Source organism: Corynebacterium xerosis NBRC 16721 = ATCC 373, from assembly GCF_001552415.1.
GTDB lineage: Bacteria > Actinomycetota > Actinomycetes > Mycobacteriales > Mycobacteriaceae > Corynebacterium > Corynebacterium xerosis.
Window position 1 is genome coordinate 1 of the sequence record NZ_BCRD01000008.1, and the last position, 23840, is coordinate 23840.

At 70.8% G+C, this 23840-nt stretch carries 25 protein-coding genes and 1 tRNA gene; 11 read left to right on the top strand and 15 right to left on the bottom strand.

All coding sequences use genetic code 11. The features are described from left to right. The 6 genes from CX1_RS11030 to CX1_RS11055 all read right to left on the bottom strand — a co-directional run. On the bottom strand, nucleotides 1-1265 hold a 1265-nt coding region (locus CX1_RS11030; protein WP_060925680.1), incomplete at its 3' end, for a serine/threonine-protein kinase. Between the two features lie 2 nt (nucleotides 1266-1267). Then, nucleotides 1268-2701 carry a penicillin-binding transpeptidase domain-containing protein gene (locus CX1_RS11035; RefSeq protein ID WP_046651340.1) on the bottom strand — a complete coding sequence of 478 codons (1434 nt, stop codon included), beginning with the start codon at nucleotides 2699-2701 and terminating at the stop codon, nucleotides 1268-1270. Beyond that, the gene (locus CX1_RS11040) at nucleotides 2698-4053 is read right to left on the bottom strand and encodes an FtsW/RodA/SpoVE family cell cycle protein (protein ID WP_174520170.1); all 1356 of its coding nucleotides are present in this window, start codon (nucleotides 4051-4053) and stop codon (nucleotides 2698-2700) included. Before CX1_RS11040 ends, CX1_RS11035 begins: the two co-directional genes overlap by 4 nt. Continuing rightward, nucleotides 4050-5462 (bottom strand): PP2C family protein-serine/threonine phosphatase, encoded by a 1413-nt coding sequence (locus CX1_RS11045; protein WP_060925681.1) that lies wholly within the window; start codon nucleotides 5460-5462, stop codon nucleotides 4050-4052. Before CX1_RS11045 ends, CX1_RS11040 begins: the two co-directional genes overlap by 4 nt. Then, complete coding sequence (locus CX1_RS11050) at nucleotides 5459-5926, bottom strand: FHA domain-containing protein FhaB/FipA (RefSeq protein ID WP_046651341.1); 468 nt, start codon at nucleotides 5924-5926, stop codon at nucleotides 5459-5461. Before CX1_RS11050 ends, CX1_RS11045 begins: the two co-directional genes overlap by 4 nt. A gap of 84 nt (nucleotides 5927-6010) precedes the next feature. Continuing rightward, nucleotides 6011-7153, bottom strand: coding sequence for an FHA domain-containing protein (locus CX1_RS11055; RefSeq protein ID WP_046651342.1), 1143 nt, complete (start codon nucleotides 7151-7153; stop codon nucleotides 6011-6013). 321 nt (nucleotides 7154-7474) lie between these two features. On the opposite strand from CX1_RS11055, the gene CX1_RS11060 reads away from it, so the two are divergent. Continuing rightward, nucleotides 7475-7560: transfer RNA gene (locus CX1_RS11060), tRNA-Leu, on the top strand. Between the two features lie 98 nt (nucleotides 7561-7658). Here CX1_RS11060 and CX1_RS12890 read toward each other — a convergent pair. Then, entirely contained in the window at nucleotides 7659-8039 is a 381-nt protein-coding gene (locus tag CX1_RS12890) for a CDGSH iron-sulfur domain-containing protein (RefSeq protein ID WP_082719336.1), read from the bottom strand. Nucleotides 8040-8046: 7 nt separating this feature from the next. Further along, the gene (locus tag CX1_RS11070; protein WP_046651344.1) at nucleotides 8047-9315 is read right to left on the bottom strand and encodes an iron-containing redox enzyme family protein; all 1269 of its coding nucleotides are present in this window, start codon (nucleotides 9313-9315) and stop codon (nucleotides 8047-8049) included. A 190-nt stretch (nucleotides 9316-9505) separates the two neighbouring features. Here CX1_RS11070 and CX1_RS11075 point away from each other — a divergent pair, with 190 nt between their 5' ends. Then, nucleotides 9506-9844 carry a DUF7218 family protein gene (locus CX1_RS11075; protein ID WP_082719337.1) on the top strand — a complete coding sequence of 113 codons (339 nt, stop codon included), beginning with the start codon at nucleotides 9506-9508 and terminating at the stop codon, nucleotides 9842-9844. On the opposite strand, the gene CX1_RS11080 is transcribed toward CX1_RS11075, so the two are convergent. Both CX1_RS11080 and CX1_RS11085 read right to left on the bottom strand, forming a co-directional pair. Then, nucleotides 9822-10418 carry a hypothetical protein gene (locus CX1_RS11080; protein WP_146780733.1) on the bottom strand — a complete coding sequence of 199 codons (597 nt, stop codon included), beginning with the start codon at nucleotides 10416-10418 and terminating at the stop codon, nucleotides 9822-9824. The genes CX1_RS11075 and CX1_RS11080 overlap by 23 nt on opposite strands. 58 nt (nucleotides 10419-10476) lie before the next feature. Beyond that, nucleotides 10477-12375, bottom strand: coding sequence for a SulP family inorganic anion transporter (locus tag CX1_RS11085; protein WP_060925682.1), 1899 nt, complete (start codon nucleotides 12373-12375; stop codon nucleotides 10477-10479). A gap of 177 nt (nucleotides 12376-12552) precedes the next feature. On the opposite strand from CX1_RS11085, the gene CX1_RS11090 reads away from it, so the two are divergent. The 6 genes from CX1_RS11090 to CX1_RS11115 are packed head-to-tail and all read left to right on the top strand — an operon-like array spanning nucleotide 12553 to nucleotide 16820. Further along, on the top strand, nucleotides 12553-13332 hold the full coding sequence (locus CX1_RS11090) for a glycosyltransferase family 2 protein (RefSeq protein ID WP_046651348.1): 780 nt from the start codon (nucleotides 12553-12555) through the stop codon (nucleotides 13330-13332). Nucleotides 13333-13343: 11 nt separating this feature from the next. Then, nucleotides 13344-14336 carry a polyprenyl synthetase family protein gene (locus CX1_RS11095; RefSeq protein WP_169793219.1) on the top strand — a complete coding sequence of 331 codons (993 nt, stop codon included), beginning with the start codon at nucleotides 13344-13346 and terminating at the stop codon, nucleotides 14334-14336. After that, nucleotides 14326-15261 carry a phytoene/squalene synthase family protein gene (locus CX1_RS11100; RefSeq protein WP_046651364.1) on the top strand — a complete coding sequence of 312 codons (936 nt, stop codon included), beginning with the start codon at nucleotides 14326-14328 and terminating at the stop codon, nucleotides 15259-15261. Before CX1_RS11095 ends, CX1_RS11100 begins: the two co-directional genes overlap by 11 nt. Beyond that, nucleotides 15251-15652: a lycopene cyclase domain-containing protein gene (locus CX1_RS11105; protein ID WP_046651365.1), complete on the top strand. Its 402-nt coding sequence runs from the start codon at nucleotides 15251-15253 to the stop codon at nucleotides 15650-15652. Before CX1_RS11100 ends, CX1_RS11105 begins: the two co-directional genes overlap by 11 nt. Beyond that, nucleotides 15649-15963, top strand: a complete 315-nt coding sequence (locus CX1_RS11110; RefSeq protein WP_046651349.1) for a lycopene cyclase domain-containing protein — start codon at nucleotides 15649-15651, stop codon at nucleotides 15961-15963. The genes CX1_RS11105 and CX1_RS11110 overlap by 4 nt, the downstream gene beginning before the upstream one ends. Then, the gene (locus tag CX1_RS11115; RefSeq protein ID WP_046651350.1) at nucleotides 15960-16820 is read left to right on the top strand and encodes a prenyltransferase; all 861 of its coding nucleotides are present in this window, start codon (nucleotides 15960-15962) and stop codon (nucleotides 16818-16820) included. Before CX1_RS11110 ends, CX1_RS11115 begins: the two co-directional genes overlap by 4 nt. 74 nt (nucleotides 16821-16894) lie before the next feature. Here CX1_RS11115 and CX1_RS11120 read toward each other — a convergent pair whose 3' ends face one another. Both CX1_RS11120 and CX1_RS11125 read right to left on the bottom strand, forming a co-directional pair. Beyond that, nucleotides 16895-17377 (bottom strand): carboxymuconolactone decarboxylase family protein, encoded by a 483-nt coding sequence (locus CX1_RS11120; protein ID WP_046651351.1) that lies wholly within the window; start codon nucleotides 17375-17377, stop codon nucleotides 16895-16897. A gap of 60 nt (nucleotides 17378-17437) precedes the next feature. Beyond that, nucleotides 17438-17938 (bottom strand): DUF488 domain-containing protein, encoded by a 501-nt coding sequence (locus tag CX1_RS11125; RefSeq protein WP_046651352.1) that lies wholly within the window; start codon nucleotides 17936-17938, stop codon nucleotides 17438-17440. A gap of 215 nt (nucleotides 17939-18153) precedes the next feature. Here CX1_RS11125 and CX1_RS11130 point away from each other — a divergent pair, with 215 nt between their 5' ends. Then, complete coding sequence (locus CX1_RS11130) at nucleotides 18154-18489, top strand: YciI family protein (protein WP_046651353.1); 336 nt, start codon at nucleotides 18154-18156, stop codon at nucleotides 18487-18489. A 12-nt stretch (nucleotides 18490-18501) separates the two neighbouring features. Here CX1_RS11130 and CX1_RS11135 read toward each other — a convergent pair whose 3' ends face one another. Next, nucleotides 18502-20028 carry an MDR family MFS transporter gene (locus CX1_RS11135; protein WP_082719329.1) on the bottom strand — a complete coding sequence of 509 codons (1527 nt, stop codon included), beginning with the start codon at nucleotides 20026-20028 and terminating at the stop codon, nucleotides 18502-18504. Between the two features lie 355 nt (nucleotides 20029-20383). Between CX1_RS11135 and CX1_RS11140 the strand changes: the two genes are divergently transcribed. Continuing rightward, nucleotides 20384-20968, top strand: coding sequence for an NUDIX hydrolase (locus tag CX1_RS11140; protein ID WP_046651367.1), 585 nt, complete (start codon nucleotides 20384-20386; stop codon nucleotides 20966-20968). A gap of 59 nt (nucleotides 20969-21027) precedes the next feature. Then, nucleotides 21028-21555 carry a mismatch-specific DNA-glycosylase gene (locus CX1_RS11145; RefSeq protein WP_046651368.1) on the top strand — a complete coding sequence of 176 codons (528 nt, stop codon included), beginning with the start codon at nucleotides 21028-21030 and terminating at the stop codon, nucleotides 21553-21555. A 12-nt stretch (nucleotides 21556-21567) separates the two neighbouring features. Here the strand turns inward: CX1_RS11145 and CX1_RS11150 are convergent, their stop codons facing one another. Together CX1_RS11150 and CX1_RS11155 are read right to left on the bottom strand one after the other, a co-directional pair. Further along, nucleotides 21568-22089: a hypothetical protein gene (locus CX1_RS11150; protein WP_046651354.1), complete on the bottom strand. Its 522-nt coding sequence runs from the start codon at nucleotides 22087-22089 to the stop codon at nucleotides 21568-21570. A 5-nt stretch (nucleotides 22090-22094) separates the two neighbouring features. Further along, nucleotides 22095-23366, bottom strand: a complete 1272-nt coding sequence (locus tag CX1_RS11155) for an MFS transporter (protein WP_244465558.1) — start codon at nucleotides 23364-23366, stop codon at nucleotides 22095-22097. Nucleotides 23367-23840 lie beyond the last annotated feature (474 nt).

The window sequence follows — 23840 nt, forward strand, 5'->3', positions numbered from 1 at the left end:
CCGGTCGGTTCGGTCCAAGACTGCTCGGTGGTCGTCGTTTCGGAACTCGACCCCGGCGTGCCGGTGCCGCGTTCGGACATGGCCCCGAGCAGGATCCAGATCGCGCCGGCCAGGACGGCCAACAGCAGGATCAGCGTCAGCCACAGGCCGGCGTTGCTCTTCTTCCGGGCCGGTTTGCGCCGCGGCGCCGCGGCCGGGGCGGCGGCCGCCGGGCCACGTTGGGCGGGCCGGGCCGCGGTGTGCCCCGGCGCCCCGGCGAACTGCCCGGTGCGCATTTCCGTCGGCCGGCGCAGGCCCGGCTCGGTGAGCGCGCCCAGTTCGCTGGTCGCGGGATGGGCCGCATCCGACTGGCGGTGGACCTGCGGCTGCACGCCCGCCGGCTGCGGCGGCCGGTGGCCCTGGCGGACCTGCAGCACCGCCTTCGCCAGCTCGCGGCCGTCGGCGTAGCGGCGCGCGGGGTCCTTGCGCAGCATGATGCCGATGAGTTCGCGAATGTGCGGGTGCACGGTCTGCGGCAGCGCCGGGGGCGGTTCGTTGATGTGGGCGACCGCCACCGCGACGGTGGTGTCCCCGGCGAAGGGTCGGCGGCCGGCCACCATCTCGTAGGCGACGCAGCCCAGCGAATACACGTCGGTCGACGGCGTCACCTGCTTGCCCTGCGCCTGCTCCGGCGACACGTACTGGGCGGTGCCCACCACCATGCCGGTGCGGGTCAGCGGGACCGCCTCGGCGGCCTTGGCGATGCCGAAGTCGGTGATCTTCACCGTGCCTTCGGGAGTGACCAGCAGATTGCCGGGCTTGATGTCGCGGTGGATGAGATCCGCCGCGTGGATGGCCGACAGGCCGTGGGCGGTCTGCTCCACGACGTCGAGCGCGAGATGCTCGGGCAGCGTGCGGCGGCGGCGCAGGACGTCGGCAAGCGACTCGCCCCGGATGTACTCCATGACGATGTAGCACGGGCCGGCGGCGCCGGGGCCGGGCTCCTCGTGCGAATGGATGGCCACGACGTTCGGGCTGTCGACGCTGCGCGCGGCGGAGGCCTCGTTGCGGAACCGCTGGCGGAACTCGGCGTCGTCGCCGAGTTCCCGGTTGAGGATCTTCACCGCGACGGGGCGGTCGCCCGCCGCGAGGTCGTCGGCGAGCCAGACGGACGACATTCCGCCGCGGCCCAGGAGGCTGCGCACCCGGTACCGGGACGTGCCAAGGGTGGCCTGGACGTTGTCGAGCTCGACGTCGGGGGATCCGGGATCGTTGTTGGCGGCCATGATCAGCGCACCGTCCTTTCGACGGCGGCGATGACCTCGCGGCCGATGGGCGCCGCGACGGAAGCGCCGGTCGCGCCCTGGCCCTGCCCGCCGCCGGATTCGACGACCACGGCGACCGCGACGTCGGAATCCGGGGCGAACGCGATGTACCAGACGTGCGGGGCGAGCGCGCCGCGCTCGGACCCGTGCTCCGCGGTACCGGTCTTCGACGCGATCGCCGAACCGTTGCCGCCAGAGTTGTTCTCCGACCCGCGCATCAGATCGGTGAGGATCGCCGCGGTGTCGGGGTGGATGGCCTCGTTGACCTGATCGGGTTCGGTGGTCTTGAGCGTCGACAGGTCCTGCCCCTGGACGGACTTGACCAGGTGCGGTTCCATGCGGACGCCGCCGTTGGCGATCGTCGCGGCGATGATGGCGTTCTGCAGCGGAGTGAAGGACACGTCGCGCTGGCCGATTGCCGTCTGCGCCAGCGACGCATCGTCGGGGATCTCGCCGATGGTCGACTTCTCCTGGGGCACGCCCAGCTCATCGAAGTCGGAGCCGACGCCCATGCGCTCGGCGACGTCGCGCAGCGGATCCGCGCCGGTGTCGACCGCGAGCTCGGCGAAGGCCGTGTTGCACGACCGCGCGAACGCCGTCCGCAGGGTGGTCGTGCCGCCGCAGGACTGGCCGCCGTAGTTCTCCAGCGTCGTGTTGGTGCCGGGCAGCGTGATCTCGGACGCGCCGGTCACCGTCGTGTCCGGGCCCGCCCCGTTTTCGACGGCCGCGATGGTGGTGAGCACCTTGAACGTCGAGCCCGGCGGCAGCGGCCGCTGGGTCGCGTGGTTGAGCAGCGGGGCGTCCTCGTCGGCGTTGAGCCGCGCCCACTCGTCGGCGTCGTTGGCCACGATGTCGTTGGGGTCGAAGGAGGGGGTCGACGCCATGGCCAGGATCTCGCCCGTCGACGGGCGCAGGGCCACGACGGAACCGACGTAGCCGTTGTCGGCCAGCGCGCCATGGGCGGTTTCCTGGACCTCGGGCAGCAGCGTCAGCTCGACGTTGGCGCCCGAGCGCTCCTTGCCGGTGATGGTGTCGATCGCCCGCGAGGCGAACAGCGACGGGTCGGAACCGTTGAGGATGTCGTTCTGCGAACGCTCGATGCCGCTGGAACCGTAGATGTCCGACAGGTATCCCTCCACGGGGGCGTAGGCCTCCGGGTTGGCCTCGTAGACGCGGCTGTAATAGCCGTCGTCGCCGAGCTGGGAACGGGCGAGGATCTCGCCGCCGGCGCTGATCTGGCCGCGGTGGCGGGACTTTTCCTCGAGGAACTGGCGGGAGTTGAGGGGGTTCTCGGCGTACTGCTCCGTGCGGAACGCCTGCACCCACGTGAGGTTGGCCAGCAACAGCACGATGAGCACCACCGTGAAGAGCATGACCTGGCGGATGGACTTGTTCATCGTGCGGCCACCTCCTCGGCGGGTTCCTGCGCCGGGGCGGTCGTGCCCCAGGGGCGCCTGGCCGAATCGGAGATCCGCAGCAGGATGGCCAGCAGGATGTAGTTGGCCAGCAGCGACGAGCCGCCGGCGGACATGAACGGGGTGGTCAGGCCGGTCAGCGGCATCAGCTTGGAGATGCCGGCGACGACGACGAAGACCTGGATCGCGATGGTCAGGGCCAGGCCGGAGGCCAACAGCTTGCCGAAGGAATCGCGGACCTGCATCGCGGCGTTCATGCCGCGGGCGATGAGGATCGCGAACAGCAGGATGATGGCCGCCAGGCCGACGAAGCCGAGCTCCTCGCCGAAGGCGGCGAGGATGAAATCGGAGTGGGCCACCGGCACGTTCTGCGGGTAGCCGTTGCCCAAGCCGGTGCCCGTGACGCCGCCCCAGCTCATGCCGAACAGGGCCTGCGACAGCTGATAGCCGCCGGAGTCGTAGTTGGCCAGGGGGTCGACGAAGTGGCTGACGCGGTCCTGGATCTTGGCCGACACCTGGTAGACGCCGAAGCCGCCGACGGCGACCAGGATCAGGCCGATCAGCAGCCACGACCCGCGCGCCGTGGCGATGTAGAGCATGCCCAGCACGGTGCCGAAGAGAAGCAGCGCGGGGCCGAAGTCATTCTGCAGCGCCATGATGACCAGGGCGATGCCCCAGACCACCAGGATCGGGCCGAGGTCGCGCAGGCGCGGGAAATCGATGCCGAGGACGCGCTTGCCGGCGACGTTGAACAGCGAGCGCTTGTTCACCAGCAGCTGCGCGAAGAAGATCAGCAGCAGCACCTTGGCGAACTCGCCGGGCTGCACGGAAAACGGGCCGATGGAGATCCAGATGCGGGCGTCGGAGTTGATCGACGACGGCCACACCAGCGGCAGGGCCAGCAGCAGCAGGCCCACCAGCCCGAGGATGTAGGAGTACCGCGACAGGGACCTGTGGTCGCGCAGCAGCACCATCACGGCGACGAACATGGCGACGCCCAGGACGGTCCACATGACCTGGCTGCGCACCAGCGACGTGCCGTTGGCCATGTCGAGACGGTGGATCATCACCAGGCCCAGGCCGTTGAGTGCGGCGACGACGGGCAGCAGCACCTGGTCGGACCAGGGCGCCAGGAAGCGCAGGATGGCGTGGGCGACGCCGAAGACGAGGATGAAGCCGCCGAGGATCCAGAGCATCTCGATGGTCGCCGTGTTGCCCTGGCCGAGCTCGGCGGAAATCAGCGCCAGCAGCGTGACCGTGCCCGCCAACAGCAGCATCAGCAGTTCCCGGGAACGCCCGGGGCGGGCGGTGGCGTCGGTGCGGGGGGCCGTCATCGGCGGACCTCCCGGCAGTTGACGCCCGGTTCGGAACCGGTGCCGCCGTCCGCGGCTTCGGACGTTGCGGCCGTCGGGGCCTCGGACGACCCTTCGGCGGGCTCGTCTGCGGGGGCGTCGCCCTCGCCGGGCCGGGCCTCGACGGTCAGGCACACGGGCAGGGCCTGATCGGCCAACCGGCCGATCTGGCCGCGGATCTCGTCGTAGGAGTCGGCGGGCAGCCCGTCGAGCTGGGCCCTCGCCGCCGGCGCGAGATCCTCCGGCGCCAGCAGATGGCAGTCCAGGGCCTCCCGGTCCGTCGCGGGATCGGGCAGCTTGACCTCGTTGGAGTCCGACAGGCACACGTACTGGTGATGCGAATGCAGCGACATGCCCAGCAGGCTGCCGGAGACGCCGTGCATCACCTGCACGACGCCATCTTCGACGGCCAGGTGGTACATCGAGTCGTTCTTCCGCCAGCCCCACGTGGCCACGGCCGCGATGGCGACCAGCGCCAGGACGACGAACGTGGCCACCAGCCAGCGGCCGCGCTGCTTGGGGGCGTCGGCGGCCGGCTCGGTCGTCACCGCCCGCTCCTGCTCGGCCGGGGGCCGCATCGCGGCGGCGCGGCCGGCGGACGTGTTCGGGCGGGGCGCCTCCGAATCGATGGCGCCCAGGGCGCCGGCCAGCGCCGGCTGGATCGGGGTGTCGACCGAGGCGTCGACGACGTCGGCGATGATGATGGTGATGTTGTCGGGGCCGCCCGACCGCAGCGCCAGCTCCACCAGCCGATTGGCGGACTCCGCCGGAGTGCCCTCCGCCAGCGCCTCCGCGATCGTCTCGCGGGACACGGGGTCGGACAGGCCGTCGGAGCACAGCAGGTACCGGTCGCCCTTGCGGACCTCGCGGTACTTCAGCGTCGGCTCCACCGGGCGGCCGGTCAGGGCCTTGAGGATCAGCGACCGCTGCGGATGCACCGACGCCTCCTCGGCCGTCAGCGACCCCTCGTCGACCAGCGACTGCACGTACGTGTCGTCGCGGGTGATCTGCGTCAGCTCACCGTCGCGCAGCAGGTAGCCGCGCGAATCTCCCACGTGGCACAGGCCGACGCGCTCGCCGTCGAAAAGCAGGGCCGTGAGCGTGGTGCCCATGCCCTCCGTGACGGGATTGGCCTCGATCTCCTCCGCGATGGAGGAATTGCCCTCCGCGCACGCGATGGCCAGCGCATCGAGCAGATCCGCCCCCGGCTGGTCGTCGTCGAGCTTGGAGACCCTGGCGATCATCAGCTGCGAGGCGACCTCGCCGGCCGCATGGCCGCCCATGCCGTCGGCCAGGGCCAGCAGGCGGGGGCCCGCGTACGCGGAGTCCTCGTTGTTCTGCCGGACCAGGCCGCGGTCCGAAATGGCGATGTAATCGAGCGAATAATTCACGGCTGCAACCTCAAAGTCGTTCGGCCGATGCGGATCTCCATGCCGGGCTGGAGCTTTTCGGGCTGTTCCACGCGCTGGCCGTTCAAGAACGTGCCGTTGCGGGAGTCCAGATCCTCCAGGTACCAGTCACCGTCGCGGGGGATCAGGCGGGCGTGATGCGAGGAGGCGTAGTCGTCGTTGAGCACGAAGGCGGAATCATCGGCGCGGCCGATGGTGATCTCCCTCTGATTGGCCAGGTTCATGCGCGAACCGGCCAGCGGACCCGCGGTGACCAGCAGCTGCTGCGGCGTCTGCGAACGCTGGAACGGCCGGCCCCGCAACGCCGGCGCGGCCACGGCACGCACCGGGCGCAGACCCGACGCGGCATTCGCATCGGCGCGCAGCGCGCGCAGGGTCATCCAGATGAAGAACCACAGCACGACCAGAACGGCGATGCGGGACAACAGGAAGACGATCGCCTCCACGTAGATACCTCCTCTTCGCGGCGCCTGGTGGGGCGCCGGTTTCCCGGCCGGCGGGGCGGTTACCCTCCCGGTGCGTGAACTGGGCTAACGAATCCGGACCTCCATGACCGAGTGGCCCATGGAAATCACGTCGCCGTCCGCCAACAACCAATTGTCGATGGCCGAATCGTTGACCATCGTGCCATTTGTCGAGTGCAAATCCACCAGGACGGCGTCGCGGCCGTCCCAGGTGATCTCCGCGTGCTGGCGCGACACGCCCGTGTCCGGCAGGCGGAAATCCGAGATCGTGCCGCGGCCGATGATGTTCGACCCCGGCTTGACCTCGAACGTGCGGTTCGACCCGTCCTGCAGCAGCAGCGTCACGGTCAGCTCCTGCTCGCCCGGCGACGACGGGCCTGGCGGGACCTGCACCTGAGCCTGCGGCGCTTCCGCGGGCCGCGCGGCGGACGACGCCTCGGCGGGTCCCTCGGCGCGCCCCTCGGCCGGCGCATCGCCGGAACGGGGCGCGCCGAAGTCGTCGTCGCGGTAGGCCGGGGCGGCGTCGGCGCCACGGGAGTCGCTCGCCGGGGCGCGGTAGCTCGACTCCGTCTCCGGCGCCCCGCCCGGGAGACCAGTGGCCCCGGCGGCGGCACCAGCGGCGGCGCCTGCTCCAGCCCCGGCTGCCCCGGCTGCTCCCGCCCCGGCTCCTCCCGAACCCCCGGCCGCGCCCCCGCCGAACTGCGGCGACGCCGCTTCCGGCTGGGCGGGCTCGGCACCGGTCGACGGGCCGTCGTCAAGCGAAGACGGCCGCACCGCCGGCGTGATCTCCGTGCCGTCCTCGCCGAAGAACCCCGACTCGTCGCGGAAGCCCTCGGTGAACTGGCTGGCCGTCTTCAACTGGCCCGTATGCAGCGAATCGACCTGCTGGACTCGCACCGACACCGACCCCGACATTGCCCACCCGTTGTTGCGGCAGTACCGCGCCATGCGGTCCGCCAGCTCCGCCGGCAGATCCGGGCCGCCGGCCGACAGGTTCTCGAAATCCTTCCGGCTGACCCCGATGCGGAAATCATTCGGCGCGAGGTAGCGCCCCTCCGCGTCCTGCATCAGGAAATCCTCGATCTCCTGCTTCAGGCATTCTTCCAGCTCGTTGGGCACGACCTTGCCGCCGAAAACGCGCGCGAAGCTGTTGTCCAGCCCGCGCTGCAGCGAGCTGTCGAGCTTCCTGATGCGTCCCAGAAAATCCATCTGCGGGTCGTTTCGCCTTCCCCCGGCCAGCCGGGGGCGGGCGCGGGCAATCGGTTGCGGGCGGCGCGGGCCGGGACCATGGTGGCGGCGTGGGCTGCGGCGCTCGCGTGTGCGTGCGTATGTGTGTGCACCAGTATAGGGGCGCTGGTGCCCGATCGAATGGTCGTTCATCGTGGCAGGACCGGGGTCGGCGGCGTTTCCGGTGGCTTCCGGACGCTTGACGGCGGCCATCCAGCACCGCCGAGCAGCCCAATTTCGGCCTATGGCCTGGGCATTTGGTGCGTATGGGATTGGTGGTGTTATTGTATTCCTCGTTGCCACGGGCGAGTGGCGGAATGGCAGACGCGCTGGCTTCAGGTGCCAGTGTCCTTCGGGACGTGGGGGTTCAAGTCCCCCTTCGCCCACCACGGGAAAGCCCCGGATTCGAAAGAGTCCGGGGTTTTTCGCTGTCTCGGGGTTGTGCGGGTTCCAGCGGCCGGGACGGTGCGGGGCGTTGAGGCCCGGGTCATGTGCGCGGTGGTCGGCCGCCCGAGACGTCGCCTGATTTCTCGGTGGTGAAGCCGATGAGCTTGTGCGTGCCGTCGCAGAGCGGCTTGATGCTCGACGCCCCGCAGCGGCACAGCGCCACGACGGCGCGCTCGGGCCGCTCGGGGTCCGCGCCGGGCTCGGCGGCGATGGCGAAATCGCCGCGGACCAGCAGGGGGCCGTTGGGGAAGGCGGTGATCACGGCGCGCGCATCGACGGCGGAGCGGTCGGCGCCATCGGGGTGGCCTGCGGCGTCCGGGCCATTCGGGCCGCCTGCGGCGTCCGGGCCGCCCGGGGCACCGGTCCCCTTTGGGCGGCCTGCGTTGAGCTCGTCGTCGGGCGTCGTTCCTGGATCCGGCATCAGCCCATCATCGTGCATCGGGCGCCTCCGCGTCATCGGCGGCCCCGGCATCTTCGGAGTTCTGCGCCGCACTCATCGTTGCGGCCGTTCCGGGCTGCCCGGCGGCCCCGTCGTCACGCAGCGCGGAGCGTCCCGCCGACCACGCGGCGTCCATGTGCGCGCCGATGAGGTCGTCCATGTGCAGGCTCGCGGCGGCACCGAAGACGATGTCGCCGGCCAGCTCCGGCTCCTCGTCGGCCAGGCCGCCGGCGAGGTCGTGGCCCGCGATCTGCTCGTGGACGGCGTCGGCTTCCACGTGCTCGTCGAAGTACCAGGTCACGTCGGTGTCGTGACCGTGGCGTCGGAATGCGCGCGCGTAGTGCTTGTTGGGGATCGACGACGTCATCTCGAACGCCGCGAGGTGCCCCGCGATGGCGCCGCGCAGCCGGCGGTGCAGGCCGAAGAAGCTCATCATGTTCAGCGACGCCAGGGTGATGGCGGGCACGCGGTCGACGTAGGCGTCGGGGGCGTCGGACAGGCCCATGCCGCGCAGGGTGCCGGCGAAGATCTCGGCGTGCATGCGGCCCGGGCGGCCGTTGCCGTACTCGTCGGACTGGATCTCCACCAGCGCGGCCTTCGCCCGGCCGCGCAGCCGCGGGATCGCCCACGAATGCGGGTCGGCCTCGCGCAGCGTGTAGATCGAGCGCAGGACCAGCAGTTCCCGCAGCTGCTCCTCGGTGGCCTTGCGGCCGGCCCACATGGCCAGCTTCGGCTTTGCGACGGCGTCCGTCATCGCGAACAACGTCTCCGTCACGGCGCGGCCGGGGGTGCGTTCGGCGGACCCGGCGGTGGGCGGCTCCGGCACCTGCACGACGGTGCGCAGGACCCGCTCGAACGCGTCCTCGATGTGGGCGCGGATGGTCAAAAGGTCGGGGTCCCACTCGAAGTCGCCGGCCACGTACGGCGCGGGGCCGTAGTGGAGGAGATACAGCAGGAAGAGCGTCAGCTGCAGGTCATCGTGGTGGAGGAATGCACCCGGGTCCGCGGCCGGGTCCACGGCCGGACCCGTGACGGGCGCGGCGTCGTCACCTGCGCCGGTCTGGCCGGTTTCCGCGAATCCGGCGAGCGCGGCGTCGACGGCTTCGCCGATGGCGCCGAGAGATTCGGGGGAGTGGGCGGCGCGGCCGGTGAGCAGGTCGAGCAGCGCTGCACTCGCGGGTCCGCGGGGCGTCGGTGGGCCGGCGTGCGCGGCGGCGTTGGTCGATGTCGCGGCCGGGGAGTGTTCGGCGATTGTCATCGGGGCCTCGATTCTCGTCGTCGGGCGCGGGGCGCCGCAAAGGTGAACGTCATTCTATGCCTGTTCGGGAAATCGGTGGCCGATGATTTCGGTCCCGCTATCATCGCGGGCACATGATCCGGTGGGCCGCAGGGTGGCCGTTCGCCGCCCGCGTCCGGCCGGAGCCGACGACGATGTGGAGGTGGGCGGCATGGCCGAAACCAAGAAAAGCGACAAGTCGGGCAACAATTCCGGCGGTAAGTCGGGCAACGGCTCCGGCGGCGGGAAGGAAGATCCGGGCCCGTCGGTGAAGGACCCGGACGTTTACGAGGCGCTGCGCGACGACGGCGCCAGCAAGGAAAAGGCCGCGCGCATCGCCAACGCCGCCGCGAACACGTCGCGGGAGAAGGTCGGCCGCAAGGGCGGGGAGGCCGGCTCCTACGACGACTGGACGGTCGACGAACTGCGGGATCGCGCCCGCGAGCTGGACGTCGAGGGCCGTTCCACCATGAACAAGGACGAGCTGATCAAGGCTCTGCGCGAGCACTGAGCCGGTCGGCGCCTTTTCCGGTGCCATTTGCCGTGCGCATCGCCCGGGCGAACAGCACCCCGTAGGTCAGCGTGATCGCCGCCATCCCCAGCCCGACCAGCGCGTGGACGAGCTCCGGGGGCCGGTCGCCGTGGATCATCAGCAGGCCGATGGCGCCGACGGTCACGCCAAAGACGGTCGTCACCACGTGCACGCCGCCACGGGCGGCGGGATTGAACTGGAACACCAGGAAGTGCGCGCCGACGATCAGCGCGATCGCCGGCTGGATCAGATCGGGGTTCACGGTGCCCAGCCAGCGCACGACCGCGAAAATCGCGACGACCTCGACGAGGATCGCGATCAGCGTTGTCTTCCCGGCTCCCCGCCCCTGGTCGGGCCGGTGGGCGTCGTCAAGCGATGCGTTTCCCGTGCTTTGCGACGGCCCGCGCCTGGCCCGTCCACCCCGACCCCGCAACAGCCCGAGGATCGCGAGCGCGACGGCGGCGATGCCGAAGGCGATGCCCGGGACGCGCACCAGCGGATCCGGAATCGGCCAAGCCCAGGCCGACCATGCGGCGGTGAAGATGGCCATCATGAAGATCCCGATCCGAAGCATTCCCATGGGAACATTCTAGGGGAGGGCGAGGATGGAGCTAGGGAAGAATGTCGTCCTCCCGGTCGCCCCGCTCCAGCTCCCGGGCCTCCTCCTTCTTCTTTTCGGCCTCGAGCTCCTCCTCGACCTGCTCGATGACCTCGTCGGCGACCAATCCCCTCTGCCGGAGCGCGGCGATGTCCTTGCGCTTGCCGCGGACCGCGCGCAGTTCGTCGCCGAGGCCGACCAGCCGGGCGGCGTGCTTCACCGCATCGGCGACGGTCGGCTCGATGGTCACCCGGCCCGCCAACCCGGCCTTGTCGACGGCCTTCTGCACGGGACGGTTCGCGCGGGCGATGATCAACGGCAGCTGTGCGTGATCGAGCGCGTCGATGATCGACTCCAGCGCCCCCGCGCCGGTGAAATCGACGTCCGCGATGGCGGCGGCGTCGAGGACGACCGCCGCGTACGGGCCGTCGTCGCCGGTGAGTTCCTCGCCCAGCTGCTCGACGACGAAATCGGAGTCCGCGTACCACAGCGGGGCCTCCACCGACCACACCAAAACGCCCGGGACCTGCACCGTCCGCGTCCCCGCGTCGACCGGCACCCAGTGGTTCGACCGCGGGATCAGGCCCTTGCGGAACGTCGGCGGGCGGGCCTCGCGGCGGGTGCGGTCCAGAAGCGTGACCAGCGCCGCGATGATGACGCCCTGGACCACGCCGACGAAAACGACCACCACGACCGTGGCCAGGCACACCGCGAACTCGGTCCGGCTGAAGCGGGCGATGCGCGTCATCGAGCGCACCTTGATCAGGCTCGCGGCCACCGTCAGCAGCACCGCGGCCAGCGCGGCGGTGGGCAGGTACGGCAGCAGGCGGGATCCCAGGAATCCGACCATCAGCACGATGGTCCCCGCCACCAGGCCCACGACCTGCGACTTCCCCTTCGCGGTCACCGCGATCGAGGTGCGCGGCGGCGAGGCGTTGACTGCGAAGGCGCCCACGAGCCCGGCCACCGCCGATGCGACGCCGATGGCGCCGAGATCCCGGTCGAGGGTGCGGCGCTCGCCGGGGAAGGACGCTTCCGTCGCGCCGGTCTGGATGACGATGAGCACCGCGATGACCAGGGCCGTCGGCAGCACCGCGACCGCCGCCGCGGGGGTGACGGACGCGAAGTCGAGGGCGGGCGGTGCGAGGTCGGGCAAGGGAAGCGTGACGACGCCCCTGCCGTCCAAGTCAGCCGCACCGGTGAAAGCCATCGCCGCGGCCAGCCCGACGAGAGCGCCGGGCACCCGTGGCCCGATGAGCCGGGCGCCGAGGGTGAAGAACAGGACGATGCCGGCGACGGCGACGGTCCACCAGTTGATTTCGTCGAAGCTGGTGAACATGTCCACGATGCCGCCGATGACGCTGCCGCCGTGCTGGGGGATGCCCAGGGCCACCGGCAGCTGGTCGACGATGATGCCCAGGCCGATGCCCGCGAGCAGGCCGATGGTCACCGGCCGCGACAGGAACTGGGTGATCCAGCCGCCGCGCATCAATCCCACCGCCAGCAGAATCGCCCCGACCAGCACCGATGTGAGCATCAGGGTCTCGGGGTGGATGACGGGGTGGCCGGATTCGGTGAGCTGTCCGGTGGTGGCGACGCCGGTGATGGCACCTCCGGCGGCAGCGGCGGCGAGCAGCGGGGCGATGGAGGAGTCGGCGCCCACCGACAGCGTCCGGTGGCCGCCGAGCAGGGCGAAGACCACCGAACCGACGATGAAGGCGATCAGGCCCGCGATGGCCGGGGCACCGACCAACTGTGCGGTGCCCATCGAGCCGGGCAGCGCGATGGCCGCCAGCGTCAGGCCCGCCAGCGCATCACCGGGCAGCGTGCGCCGCGCTCCGGACAAGGCGGGCGGCGCGAATCGGGCGAGGCGCCGGGGCGGCCCGCCGATCCCTTCCGCGTCAATGGCCATGCCATCGATTTAACACCGTTGTCCCATGTCGGCGGCGGGAATGCGGCCGGGGGCGAAAGATCAACCGAGGCAGTGGGCAGGATCGGCCGAGACCGCCGTCGGCGTCGGATGAACGTCGGACCCCCAAGGTCCGCCGGCGGCTATTGTCGAGGGGGAAAGAACCATGAGAGGACCCCCTTGAGCCGACCGCGAACGCTGGGCGTCGTGATCCCCTGCTTGAACGACGCCGCACTCCTGCGCCGCTGCCTGGCCGCCTTCGCGGACCAGACCGTTCCCGCCGACGAGATCATCGTCGTGGACAACGGGTCGACCGACGACTCCACCGCCGTTGCCGCCGAGTTCGGGGCACGCGTCGTCGACGAACCCCGCCGCGGCATCACCTGGGCCACGCGGGCCGGTTTCGACGCCTCCACCTGCGACGTCATGCTCCGCACGGACGCCGACGTGGCTCCGGCGCCGGGATTCGTCGCAAAGCTCCATGACGCGTGGGACGCCGCCGACGCGAACTCCGGCCCGGGCCACCACCAACGCGAGGTGGTGGGAGTGACGGGATCCGGCCGCTTCGAGCTGCCCGGGGCGTGGGGGAGCGTGGCGACGGCGCTGTACCTCGGCGCGTACCGGGCCTCCGTCGGCGCGGCGCTGGGGCACCAGCCGTTCTTCGGGACCAACTATTGCATTCGCCGGACGTGGTGGCGGAAAGTGCGCGACCGCGTGGACTTTTCCGACGTGGAGGTTCACGAGGACATGCACCTGTCCTTCGCCGTCGGGCCGGGCGAGACCGTCTGGTTCCAGCCGGACCTGGTCGTCGACATGGATCCGCGCGCGCTGGTCGGCGCCCGTCAGGTTCTGCGTCGATTCCGTCGCGGCGCCCACACCATCGCCGTGAACTGGCGCGACGAAACCCCGCCGCAGCGCCTCGGCGCACGCGGCCTGCTGCCGGCGGCGATGACGCGATGAAGACTGACGCGATGAGGAATGACGCGATGAACGGCGAGCTCGTCCGGCAACGCACCGCGGCCTCGGTCGACTTGCTGCGCCGTGTCCTCGACGGCCAGATCTCCGACTCGACGTCGGGGCGGGGCGGCCTGATGGCCGACGTGCTTACGGGCATCGGCGACGTGTCGCTCGGCGGCAAGCACCTGCGCGCCCGGCTCGTCCACATCGCCGCCGGCCCGGTCGAGGGCGCCGCGGCCGACGAGGCGATTCTCCTGGGCGCCTGCGTCGACCTGTTGCACGGGGCATTCCTCATCCACGACGACATCATCGACCGGGACGATATGCGCCGCGGCCGCCCGACCATCCACGCCGCGGTGCGCGATTCGCTCGCCGACGGCGGGGCCGCGCCGGCCGATGCCGCGCACGAGGGCACGAGCATGGCCATCATCGCCGGTGATCTGGCGCTGGTCGGCGTGCAGCAGATGATCCTGGGCTCGGACCTGCCCGATGATCGGGCGCGCCGGTCGCTGCGGATCCTCGGCAACGCCATGACCGTCACGCTCGGCGGCGAGCTGCTGGACATCATCCACGGCGCCGAGCCCGGGGCGGCCACCGGCGAGCGCGTGCGCGACGCCAGCTGGATGAAGACCAGCGTCTACACCTTCGAGGCGCCGCTGCAGCTCGGCGCCATGGTCGCCGGCCGCGACGAGGAGCCGATGGTGCCCATCGGCCGCGACCTGGGGCGCGCGTACCAGGCCGCCGACGACCTGGCGGGCGTCTTCGGCGACACCGCCGACACCGGCAAGGCCGCCGCCGGCGACATTGCCCGCGGCCGCAGCACCCTGGTGACCATGCGCGACGGCGACGACGCCGCCGTCATCGCGGAGGTCATCGCCGAAGGAACCGACTATCTTGACCGGGCGCGGGCCGCCATCGCCGCCGCCGGGTTGCCGCACGAGGTGGCGTCGGGGCTGCGCGACGTCGCGGACTCGATCGAAGGGAGCCTGGTCCGCCATGGTCGTTGAACGCGACAGAGGGGCCGGCGGGCACCGGTTCACGCCGAAGTACAACCGGATGAGCCGCAAGGCGAGCTCGACGGTCATCGGCACGTATTCGACGTCGTTTTCCCTGGCCACGAAGATGCTGGGGAAGCGCGAACGCCAGGACATCCGCAACCTCTACGCCATGGTGCGCATCGCCGACGAAATCGTCGACGGCACCGCCGCCGAGGCCGGTTGCACCGACGCGCAGGTCCGGGAATTGCTCGACCACTACGAGGAGCTGGTGCTGCTCGCCCCGACGATGCCGTTCCACCCCGATCCCGTGCTGCACGCCTACGCCGGCACGGTGCGCCGCTGCGGCATCGAGGAAGACCACGTCCGCGCGTTCTTCCGCTCGATGCGCCGCGATCTGACGCAGTCGACCTACGACCATGACGCCCTCGACGAGTACGTTTACGGCTCCGCGGAGGTCATTGGCCTGATGTGCCTGTCGATCTTCCTCGCCGGCCGCGAGGTGACCGCCGCCGATCGCGCGACCATGACGTCCGGTGCCCGCAGCCTCGGCGCGGCGTTCCAGAAGATCAACTTCCTCCGCGATCTCGCGGAGGACACCGGGCAGCTCGGCCGCACGTACTTCGACGAACTCGACGGGCATGCGCTGACCGAGCCGGTCAAGCACAAGCTTCTCGACGACATCGATGACGACGTCGCCGACGCCCGCCTGGCCATCCCGTTGTTGCCCGGGGCGGCGCGCGCCGGCGTGCTCGCCGCGACGAACCTGTTCGCCGACCTGTCGGAGCGCCTGCGCGCGACGCCGGCCGAGCGCGTCGCGGTGACCAGGGTCCGCGTGCCGGGCCCGAAGAAGGCCGTCATCGCCGGCCGGGCGGCCGTGTCCGCGGCCCGGATGGCCCGGATGGGCCGGATGGGCCGGGGTGCGCATGCTTCCTGATTTCCCGTCGGCGCCGTGGGCCTATCTGGCCATCCTGGTGACCACGCTGATCTGCATGGTGCTGTGCGACTTCCGCTGGCGGCTGACGTTTTTCCACGATGCCCGCCGGGCGTGGGCGGTCAGCGCGGTCATGCTCGTGGCCTACCTCGCCTGGGACGCGCTGGGGATCATCACCGGCGTGTTCTTCCGGGGTGGTTCGCCGTACATGACGGGCATCGAGCTCGCGCCGGAGATGCCGCTGGAGGAGCCGATCTTCCTGTTCTTCCTGACCTACCTGACCATGAACCTCACCTCGGGGGCCCGGTTGATCCTGGCGGCGCGGGAGGTGCGGTCCGACGGGCGCGCCGGGCCCGGCGGGGCCGCACTGACCGGGGAGGCGACAACCCGATGACGTATTTGCTGATCAGCATTCCGTTCCTGCTCGCCGCCGTCGTCCTGTGGGCGTGGCGACGCCGGTCGGCGCCCCGCCAGCTCGCCGTCACCGCGATCGTGCTGGCGGTGCTGCTGCTGTTGACGACGATCTTCGACAACTTCATGATCCTCGCCGGCCTGGTCGGCTACGACGACGCCCAGATGAGCGGCCTGTACATCGGCGCCATGCCGGTGGAGGACCTGCTCTACGCCATCGTCGCCGCGATCGCGGTGCCCGCCCTGTGGACCGGCCATGCCCGCGAGGTTGCCGGAGAAAGGGGCCGGGAATGAATACGATCCTGAGCGTGCTGGGGGCGTCGCGCCCCATCAGCTGGGTGAACACCGCGTTCCCGTTCGGCGCTGCGTACCTGATCGCCGGCGGCGGCTTCGACCTGGTCTTCTGGCTGGGCGTGGTGTTCTTCCTGATCCCGTACAACATCGCGATGTACGGCATCAACGACGTCTTCGACTACGAATCCGACATCCGCAATCCACGCAAGGGCGGCGTCGAGGGGGCGGTGCTGTCGCGTGAGCTGCACTCGGCGCTGCTGTGGGCGTCGGCGATCACCGTCGTGCCCTTCGCGGTCTACCTGTACGCGGCGGGGACCCGGGCGTCGGCCGCGTGGCTGACCGTGGCGCTGTTCGCGGTGGTCGCGTACTCCGCGCCGCGGCTGCGGTTCAAGGAGCGGCCGTTCCTCGATTCGGTGACGTCGTCGACGCACTTCGTCGCGCCCGCATTGGTCGGCGGCACCATGGCGCCCGATGCCCTGACCGGCGGGTTCTGGATCGCCATCGCGTCGTTCTTCCTGTGGGGGCTGGCCAGCCACGCCCTCGGCGCCGTGCAGGACGTGCGCGCCGACCGGGAGGGCGGCCTGAGCTCCATCGCAACGGTGCTGGGCGCGCGGGCGACGGCGCGGCTGGCGACGGCGACCTACGCGCTCGCCGCGGCCCTGCTGCTCCTGCTGCCGGCCCCCGCGTGGATCGTGGCGGCCGCCGCGGCCACCTACGCGGTCAACGCCGGGCGCTTCTGGAACATCACCGACGAGCGCTGCGAAGACGCCCACCGCGGTTGGACGGTGTTCCTGTGGCTGAACTTCCTGGTCGGCGCAGTGGTCACCATCACCATGCTGTGGGTGTGGGTGCGGTAGGCGGCCTCGCCCCCGCGCCGCGCCGCCCGCCCCGCGCCGCGCGTCCGGCCCGCCCGCCCCGGCCGTGCCGCCGATCAGTCCCTGGCCCGCACCTGGTGCTCACTGGCGATGGACACCCGGTTGAACGCGTTGATGGCGATGGCCGTCCATTCGGCGGCCGCGATCTCGGCGTCGCTCAGGTGCTCCGCGGCGGCGTCGTACGCGCGCCGCCGTTCCGCGTGGTCGGGCAGCAGGGTGATCGCTTCGGCGAGCTCGAGGACGGAGCGCTCGCGGTCGTCGTAAAGCACCGACTCGCGCCACGCCGGCAGCAGGTCGAGCTTCTGCTCGGGGACGCCGGCCTCGCGGGCGGCGGGAAGATGCTGGTTGAGGCAGGCGACGCAGCCGTTGAGCTGGCTGGCGCGGACGTTGATCAGCTCCGCCAGCGCGCGGTCGATGCCGTTGCCGTCGGCGTACTCCCGCGACTCACCGGCGACCTTGATCAGGGCCCGGTAGACGGTGTTGCCCTCGCGGACCAGGTTGACGCGCTCGGCGGGACGGTCGGTGTTGTCGGTGCTCATTCCCCCATGATCGGCGATCGCGCCGCCTTTTGCGACCGGCCGGCCCGGGTGCGGCGCCGCTCAGCCGATGTTCGCGCTCAGCCAGTCGGCCAGGACCAGCGCGTGGTTGTGCTCGCGGTCCTTGGCGGCATAGACCAGGACCAATGGCTTTGCGACGGTCGCCGACTCCGCGGCCCGGAGCAGTCGGTCGATTTCGGCGTGGTCGGCTTCGGCGGTGTGCGCGTCCGTATTTTCGGCACCTGTGGTTTCGGCTTCGGTGCCTCCGGCCTCGGTGGCTTCCGCGGCGCGGGCGTCGAGTTCGTGGCGGTACCGGTCGGCGAATTCGTCGAATTTGGCGGGATCGTGGCCGAACCACGTGCGAAGTTCCGTCGAGGGCGCGACGTCCTTCAGCCAATCGTCGAGATCGACCGCGTCCTTGGCCACCCCGCGCGGCCACAGGCGGTCCACCAGGATCAGCCGGCCGGGCGCGTCGACCTTCCCGGAGCGCAGGTCGTGGATCTTCGCGACGCGGATGGGGCCGCCGCCGTCCCGCGTCGACGTGTTCTGCTCCTGATCGGACATGGCCCGACCCTACGCCCGTGTCCCGTCCGACTGCCGCCGGTTTTCCGTGAACCACGCCGTTAACGACGGTGAACGGTACTTTGCGCCCTGCCGCCCGCCCCGATCCGGTGTTACCATTTCGTAGGCGAATACAAGGTCGGCGTGCTAAACGCCTCGCACGCGCCGCCGGTGACGGTGGCGCGGCGGATCGCCGGCCCGGGAATGGAGGATCCGCCATGCAGTATCTTCTGAGCGTCCACGGGCGCCGTGACATCAACCCCTACGATTCGGACGAGGACATGCACGCCGCGTTCGAACGCGTCGGCGTGTTCAACCAGTCCCTTCAGGACCGCGGCCACTGGGTCCTCGCCGGCGGGTTGGTGCCGCCGGACGCCGCCAAGACCGTGCTGCCCGACGGCTCCGTCAACGACGGCCCGTACCTCGCGTCCGACACCTTCCCCAGCGGTTTCTGGATCATCTCGGCCGACGACGACGACCAGGCCGTCAACCTCGCCGCCGAAGCGGCCGAGGCGTGCGCCAACATCGTGGAGATCCGCGCGCTGGCCGAATAGCGGGGCGGGGGATCAGTCCAGGTCGACGTGAACGCGGTCGAGCTTGGACACGAAGGGCGAGAAGATCAGGCCGATGAGGCCGATGATGCCGCCGGCGATGAACGCTTCCGATGCGCCCGCGGCGGTCGCCGCCATGGGGGTGGCACCGGCGCCGGCGGCCGCCGCCGCGCCGATGGTCATCGACGCCACGAGCACCGCGGTGCCGGCCGCGCCGGCGAGCTGCTGCAGCGTGTTCATGATCGCGGAGCCGTGGCCGTAGAGCGGCAGCGGCAGGGAGGCCAGGGCGACGGTCATCAGCGGGGTCATGACCAGCGCCATGCCCAGGCAGAATGTCACGTGCATGGCGATGACGACGCCGATGGGCGTGGTCTCCGACAGGGTGGTCAGCCACCACTGGGCGCCGGCCATGATCGCCGCGCCGGGGATGACCAGCGGGCGCGGTCCCACGGCGTCGTACGCGCGGCCGATGAACGGTGACGCGATGCCCTGGATGATGCCGCCGGGCAGCAGGAGCAGGCCGGTGGTCAGGGCGGAGACGCCCAGGGCGGTCTGCAGGTAAATGGGGATGACGATGACGGTGCCGAGCATCATCGCCATCGCCGCGACGACGACGATGACGGACACGCGGAAGTTGCGCACGGCGAAGGGGCGCAGATTCAGCAGCGCGCGGCCGGACTTCTCCAGTTCGCGCTGGCGCACGACGAAGGCGGCCAGGAACACCGCGCCGGCGACCAGGGCGATGATGGAATCGCGGCCGGTGCCGTCGACGATGGCGCCGACGGTGGACAGGCCGTAGACCAGGCCGCCGAAGGCGAGGGCGGAGATGATCACCGAGGCGACGTCGAAAGGCACGCGGCGGGTCTCGGAGACGTTGCCGATCAGCGCGGCGCCGGCCGCCAGGCACACCAGGGCGATGGGCAGCATGACCCAGAACAGCCACCGCCACGACAGGGCGTTGAGGATGAACCCGGACAGCGTCGGGCCGAGCGCCGGGGCGACGGAGATGACCACGGAGTTCAGGCCCATCATCGTGCCGCGCTTGTCGGGGGCGACGCAGGTCAGGGTGACCGTCATCAGCAGCGGCAGGATCAGCGCCGTGCCGCACGCCTGGACGACGCGGGCGGCGAGCAGCACCGCGAACGCCGGGGCCAGCGCGGCCATGAGCGTGCCGGCGGCGAACAGCGACACCGCCACCACGAACATCGCCTTGGTGGTGAACCGCTGCAGCATGAAGCCGGTCACCGGGATGACGATGGCCATGGTCAGCATGAATCCGGTGGTCAGCCACTGGGCGATGTCGGCGGAGACGGAGAAGTCCGACATGATCGCCGGCAGCGCGACCGACAGGATCGTCTCGTTGAGGATCATCGCCATCGCCGAGACCACCAGGATCGCCAGCACGATGTTCACGCGCTTCGGGTCGAGGCCCGTCGGGGCGTCGTGGGCGGCGTCGTGGTGGGCGGGGGTGGGGGCCGAGCCGGTGGCGGGGCCGTCGGAGGTCGCTCCGGGCCGGGAGGTGGGTGCGTCAGCCGTCGTCATGCGGTGCCTTTCGTCGTCGGGTGACCATTGGGCGCGTGCCCGGCTCGTCGAACGCGGCCACGCGGTCCCGTCCGGCACGCCGCACGGTGGCGGCGATGTCCGGTACACGCCAACGACGGCGCAATGGGGAACCGGCCGATGCGGGGTGCCGCGGAGAGTGCTTTCCGACGGCCACCGCGCGGCATCGACCGGCGTGAGAGCGTCACCATGCCAGAAACGGACGGCCGCCCGCTAATGCGCCTCGGCCCGACGGCGGGGTGCCACTGACCCGGTCTCACCCCCGGGGTCTTGCTATCAATCCAGGTGGCGGACATTTTCCGGGCCGCCGCCGATGGGCGCGCCTACCGTGGGCGCCATGACGCCGGATTTCATCATCGAATTGCGCAAGCACGTGGGCAACGCGGAACTGTGGTTGCTCGGCGTGACCATGGTCGTCGTGCGGGGAGCCGACGGCGACGAGGAGGTGCTGTTGGTCCGCCGCGCCGACGACGGCCGGTGGACGCCGGTGACCGGAATCGTCGACCCCGGCGAAGCCCCCGACGACGCCGGCGTGCGCGAAGTGCTGGAGGAAACGGCGCTGCACGTCGAGGTGGACAAGCTGCTGTCCATCCAGGTCACCCGCAAGGTCCAGTACCCCAACGGCGACCGGGCGCAGTACCTGGACCACGCGTTTTTGGCGTCGGTGGCGGGAGACACGGGCGGCGCGGGCAGCTATGGCGGCACGGACGGCTCGGGGAATGCGGGCGGCGCGGAGGATGGCGCGGGAGTCGCCGAGCCTCACCCCGCCGACGGCGAGAACACCGCCGCGGAGTGGGTGCCGCTGGCCGAGATCCCGCCGATGGGGCCGCGGTTCGACCGCACGGTGGAGCTGGCCATCGCCACGCGCCGCGGGGAATCCGACGGTGCGGTGCTCTTCGGGGCCGAGGAACGCAGAAGGTGAGCGGGGGATCGGCGGCCGACCTCGACGCCTACCGTGACGCCGTCATCGACGACATCGGCATGGACACCTGCCGGCTGCTCGTCGTAGGCATCAACCCGGGGTTGTGGACGGCGAAGGTCGGCGCTCCCTTCGCCCGCCCCGGCAACCGCTTCTGGCCGGCGCTGCACGAAGCCGGCATCACGCCGCGGCTGGTCGACGCGCGCGACGGGCTGTCCGACGCCGATCTGGGCATGCTCGCCGAGGCGGGCCTGGGATTCACCAACGTGGTGGCCCGCGCGACGGCGCGGGCCGGCGAACTCGCCGACGACGAGATCCGCGCCGGCGGCCGCGTCCTCGCCGAGAAAGTGGCGCGGCAGCGTGACCTGCGTGGCGGCCCGGAGGTCGTCATGGTCGCCGGCATCGGCGCATTCCGCACCGCATTCGGGGCGAAGACGCCGAGTGGCGGGAAGGTGGGCGTCGGAAAGCAGGAAAAAGCCATCGGCGGCGCGGAAACGTGGGTGGTGCCCAATCCGAGCGGGCTCAACGCCCACGAGACGGTCGAGTCGCTGGCGCGGGCGTACCGAGAGGCGTGGTCGCGGCTGCGGTGAAGCCGGGGCGCGTCAGTCGCGCGGCCGCAACCGGGGCATGACCTGCTTCTCGGCCAGGTGCAGCTGCATCGCCGGCATGCGAGCCAGGGCGGAGGCGGCCTTGGCGGGGCGGGGCGACATCAGGCCGCGGCGGGCCAGCGCCGGACCGATGGCGGCGAGGAGTTCCGCCGTGGAGGCCAGCGGCCGCATGAACATGGTGATGCGATCGACGAGGCCGTCGTCGCCGAGATGCAGCCACTGGATTTCCTCGAGGCGGCGGCCGTTGACCGTGTTGGTGGCGTGGATCGCCCAATCGGCGCCGGCGCCGGTGACGCGGGCGACGTCGACGTCGTCGAGAACCTCGAAAGCTGCGGCGAAGACCGCGGCGACGTCATCGGGGCCGGTGAAGTCGAAGGCGTCGGTCAACGGCGAGGCGAGCACGATGGCCGGGGCCATCAGGTCGCGCATCCGGCCGGCGTCGAGCGCGCGGTCCGCGGCGACCCACGATTCGATGGTGGGCGGCAGGATGGCGGGGCTTCCCGAGGAGACGGTCATGGGGACTACTCTCGGCCCTTCCGCCGGGCCAGCGCAAGACCCTTTTCCGCGGCCCGGCCGACCGGGAGCATCGACGCGACGCACACCACCGCGCCGAAGAGCAGGCACAGGATGATGCCCCACTCGCCGCCCAGGCCGGTGAGGCGGCCGACCAGCGGCGCCACCAGCGACAGGGTGAACGGCACGAAAAAGCCGATGTAGGACAGCGCGTAGAACACGCCGATCAGGGCGCCGAGCTCGTCGGGGCGGGCGATGGCCTCGACCTCGCGCAGACCGGCGACCATCATGATGCCGTAGCTGGCGCCGAGGACGATCGCGGCGGGGAAGACCATCATCGGGCTGTCCAGCAGCACCGTCAGCGCGCCGAGGATCATGCCCGTGCACGCGATGCCCAGCGCCAGCACCGACAGCGGCAGCATGCCCTTCGCGGCGACGCGGGCGGCGGTCGGTTGGATGAGCATGCCCGCGATCATGGCGACGCCGGCCAGTGCGCCGATGTAGGCGGTCTTCATGCCGATGTCCTGGGCGACGTAGACCGGCAGCGTCACGAACGACACCGTCACCGTGCCGAACACCCACGGCGCCCACGCGGCCACGGCCCACAGGAACGTGCCGGTCAGGGCCACCTTCGGGATCAGCGGGCCGCGCCGGGCGGCTGCGGCGCCGGCCGAGTCGCTCGAGCGGAACTGCGTTTCCGGGGTGGTCCACATGATGGGGATGACCACCGCCAGCACGCCGAGAAACACCAGGTAAGGCACCAGTTTCGGCCCCGGCAGAAACTCGGCGACCAGCCCCGCGATGAAGGGCCCGCCGCCGAAACCCGCGGACACGGCGATGGTCGCGCGCCTCGGACCTGCGGCCGGCTGATCGACGGAGAGCTGCTTGATCCACGCCGCCCCGCACGCCATGGCCATGCCCACCGACGCGCCGACGACGAACCGGCCGGGGAACAGCAGCCATTCCGGCCCGACCGACGCCGACGCGAGGATGACCGTGCCCAGCGCGGAGACCAGCATCGCCGGGCGCAGCACCGCGCGGCGGCCGCGGCGGTCGGAGATGGGGCCGAAGATCAGCAGGGCGGGCACCAGACCCGCGGCGTAAATGCCGAACATCGCCGTCACGGAGGATTGGCCGGTGCCGTTGAGATCCCGGTAGACCTCCAGCATCGGCGCGAAGAGGTTGGCGCCGTAGCCGATGGCGAACATGGCCAGCCCGACGCGGAGCCAGTCCCGGCGGCCGATCATCGGCCGGGCGTTTTCCTCGGCGGTGGGAGTCACGATGGGTTCGTCGGGTTCACCGGGCGACCCATGTGTGTTCCGCGTCACAGTCATGCGGCAACCCTACCGATGGAATCGACTTCCGTGAATGGCCGCTAACTCTTTTGTCGCCGAAACCCCCCGAACGGGGCCGGGCGGCTACGGGTGGCACCCGTGCCTTCTCCCCGCGGGTCGGGCCGCGTTAGTGCATGAGTCCTCCAGACCCCATTTTCGCCTCCATCGCGCACCCTTCTGACCTGCGGCGATGTAAAAGCGTATTTCGACTCTGGAGGATCCGCGCACTAACTCCCGCACGTGCATATTCCCGCCCGTGGTCGCGGCATCCGGGGATTCGCTCGGCCACTCACGCGCTGTGGCCGTGGAATCCGGGAAATCGTGCAAAACGCCTCACCCCGGGCGTCCGCGACCTGCACTCTTGGGGCCGCCGGCTGAGTCGAATTGCGCGAAAAGTGATCGGCTACCTCGGCCGACACT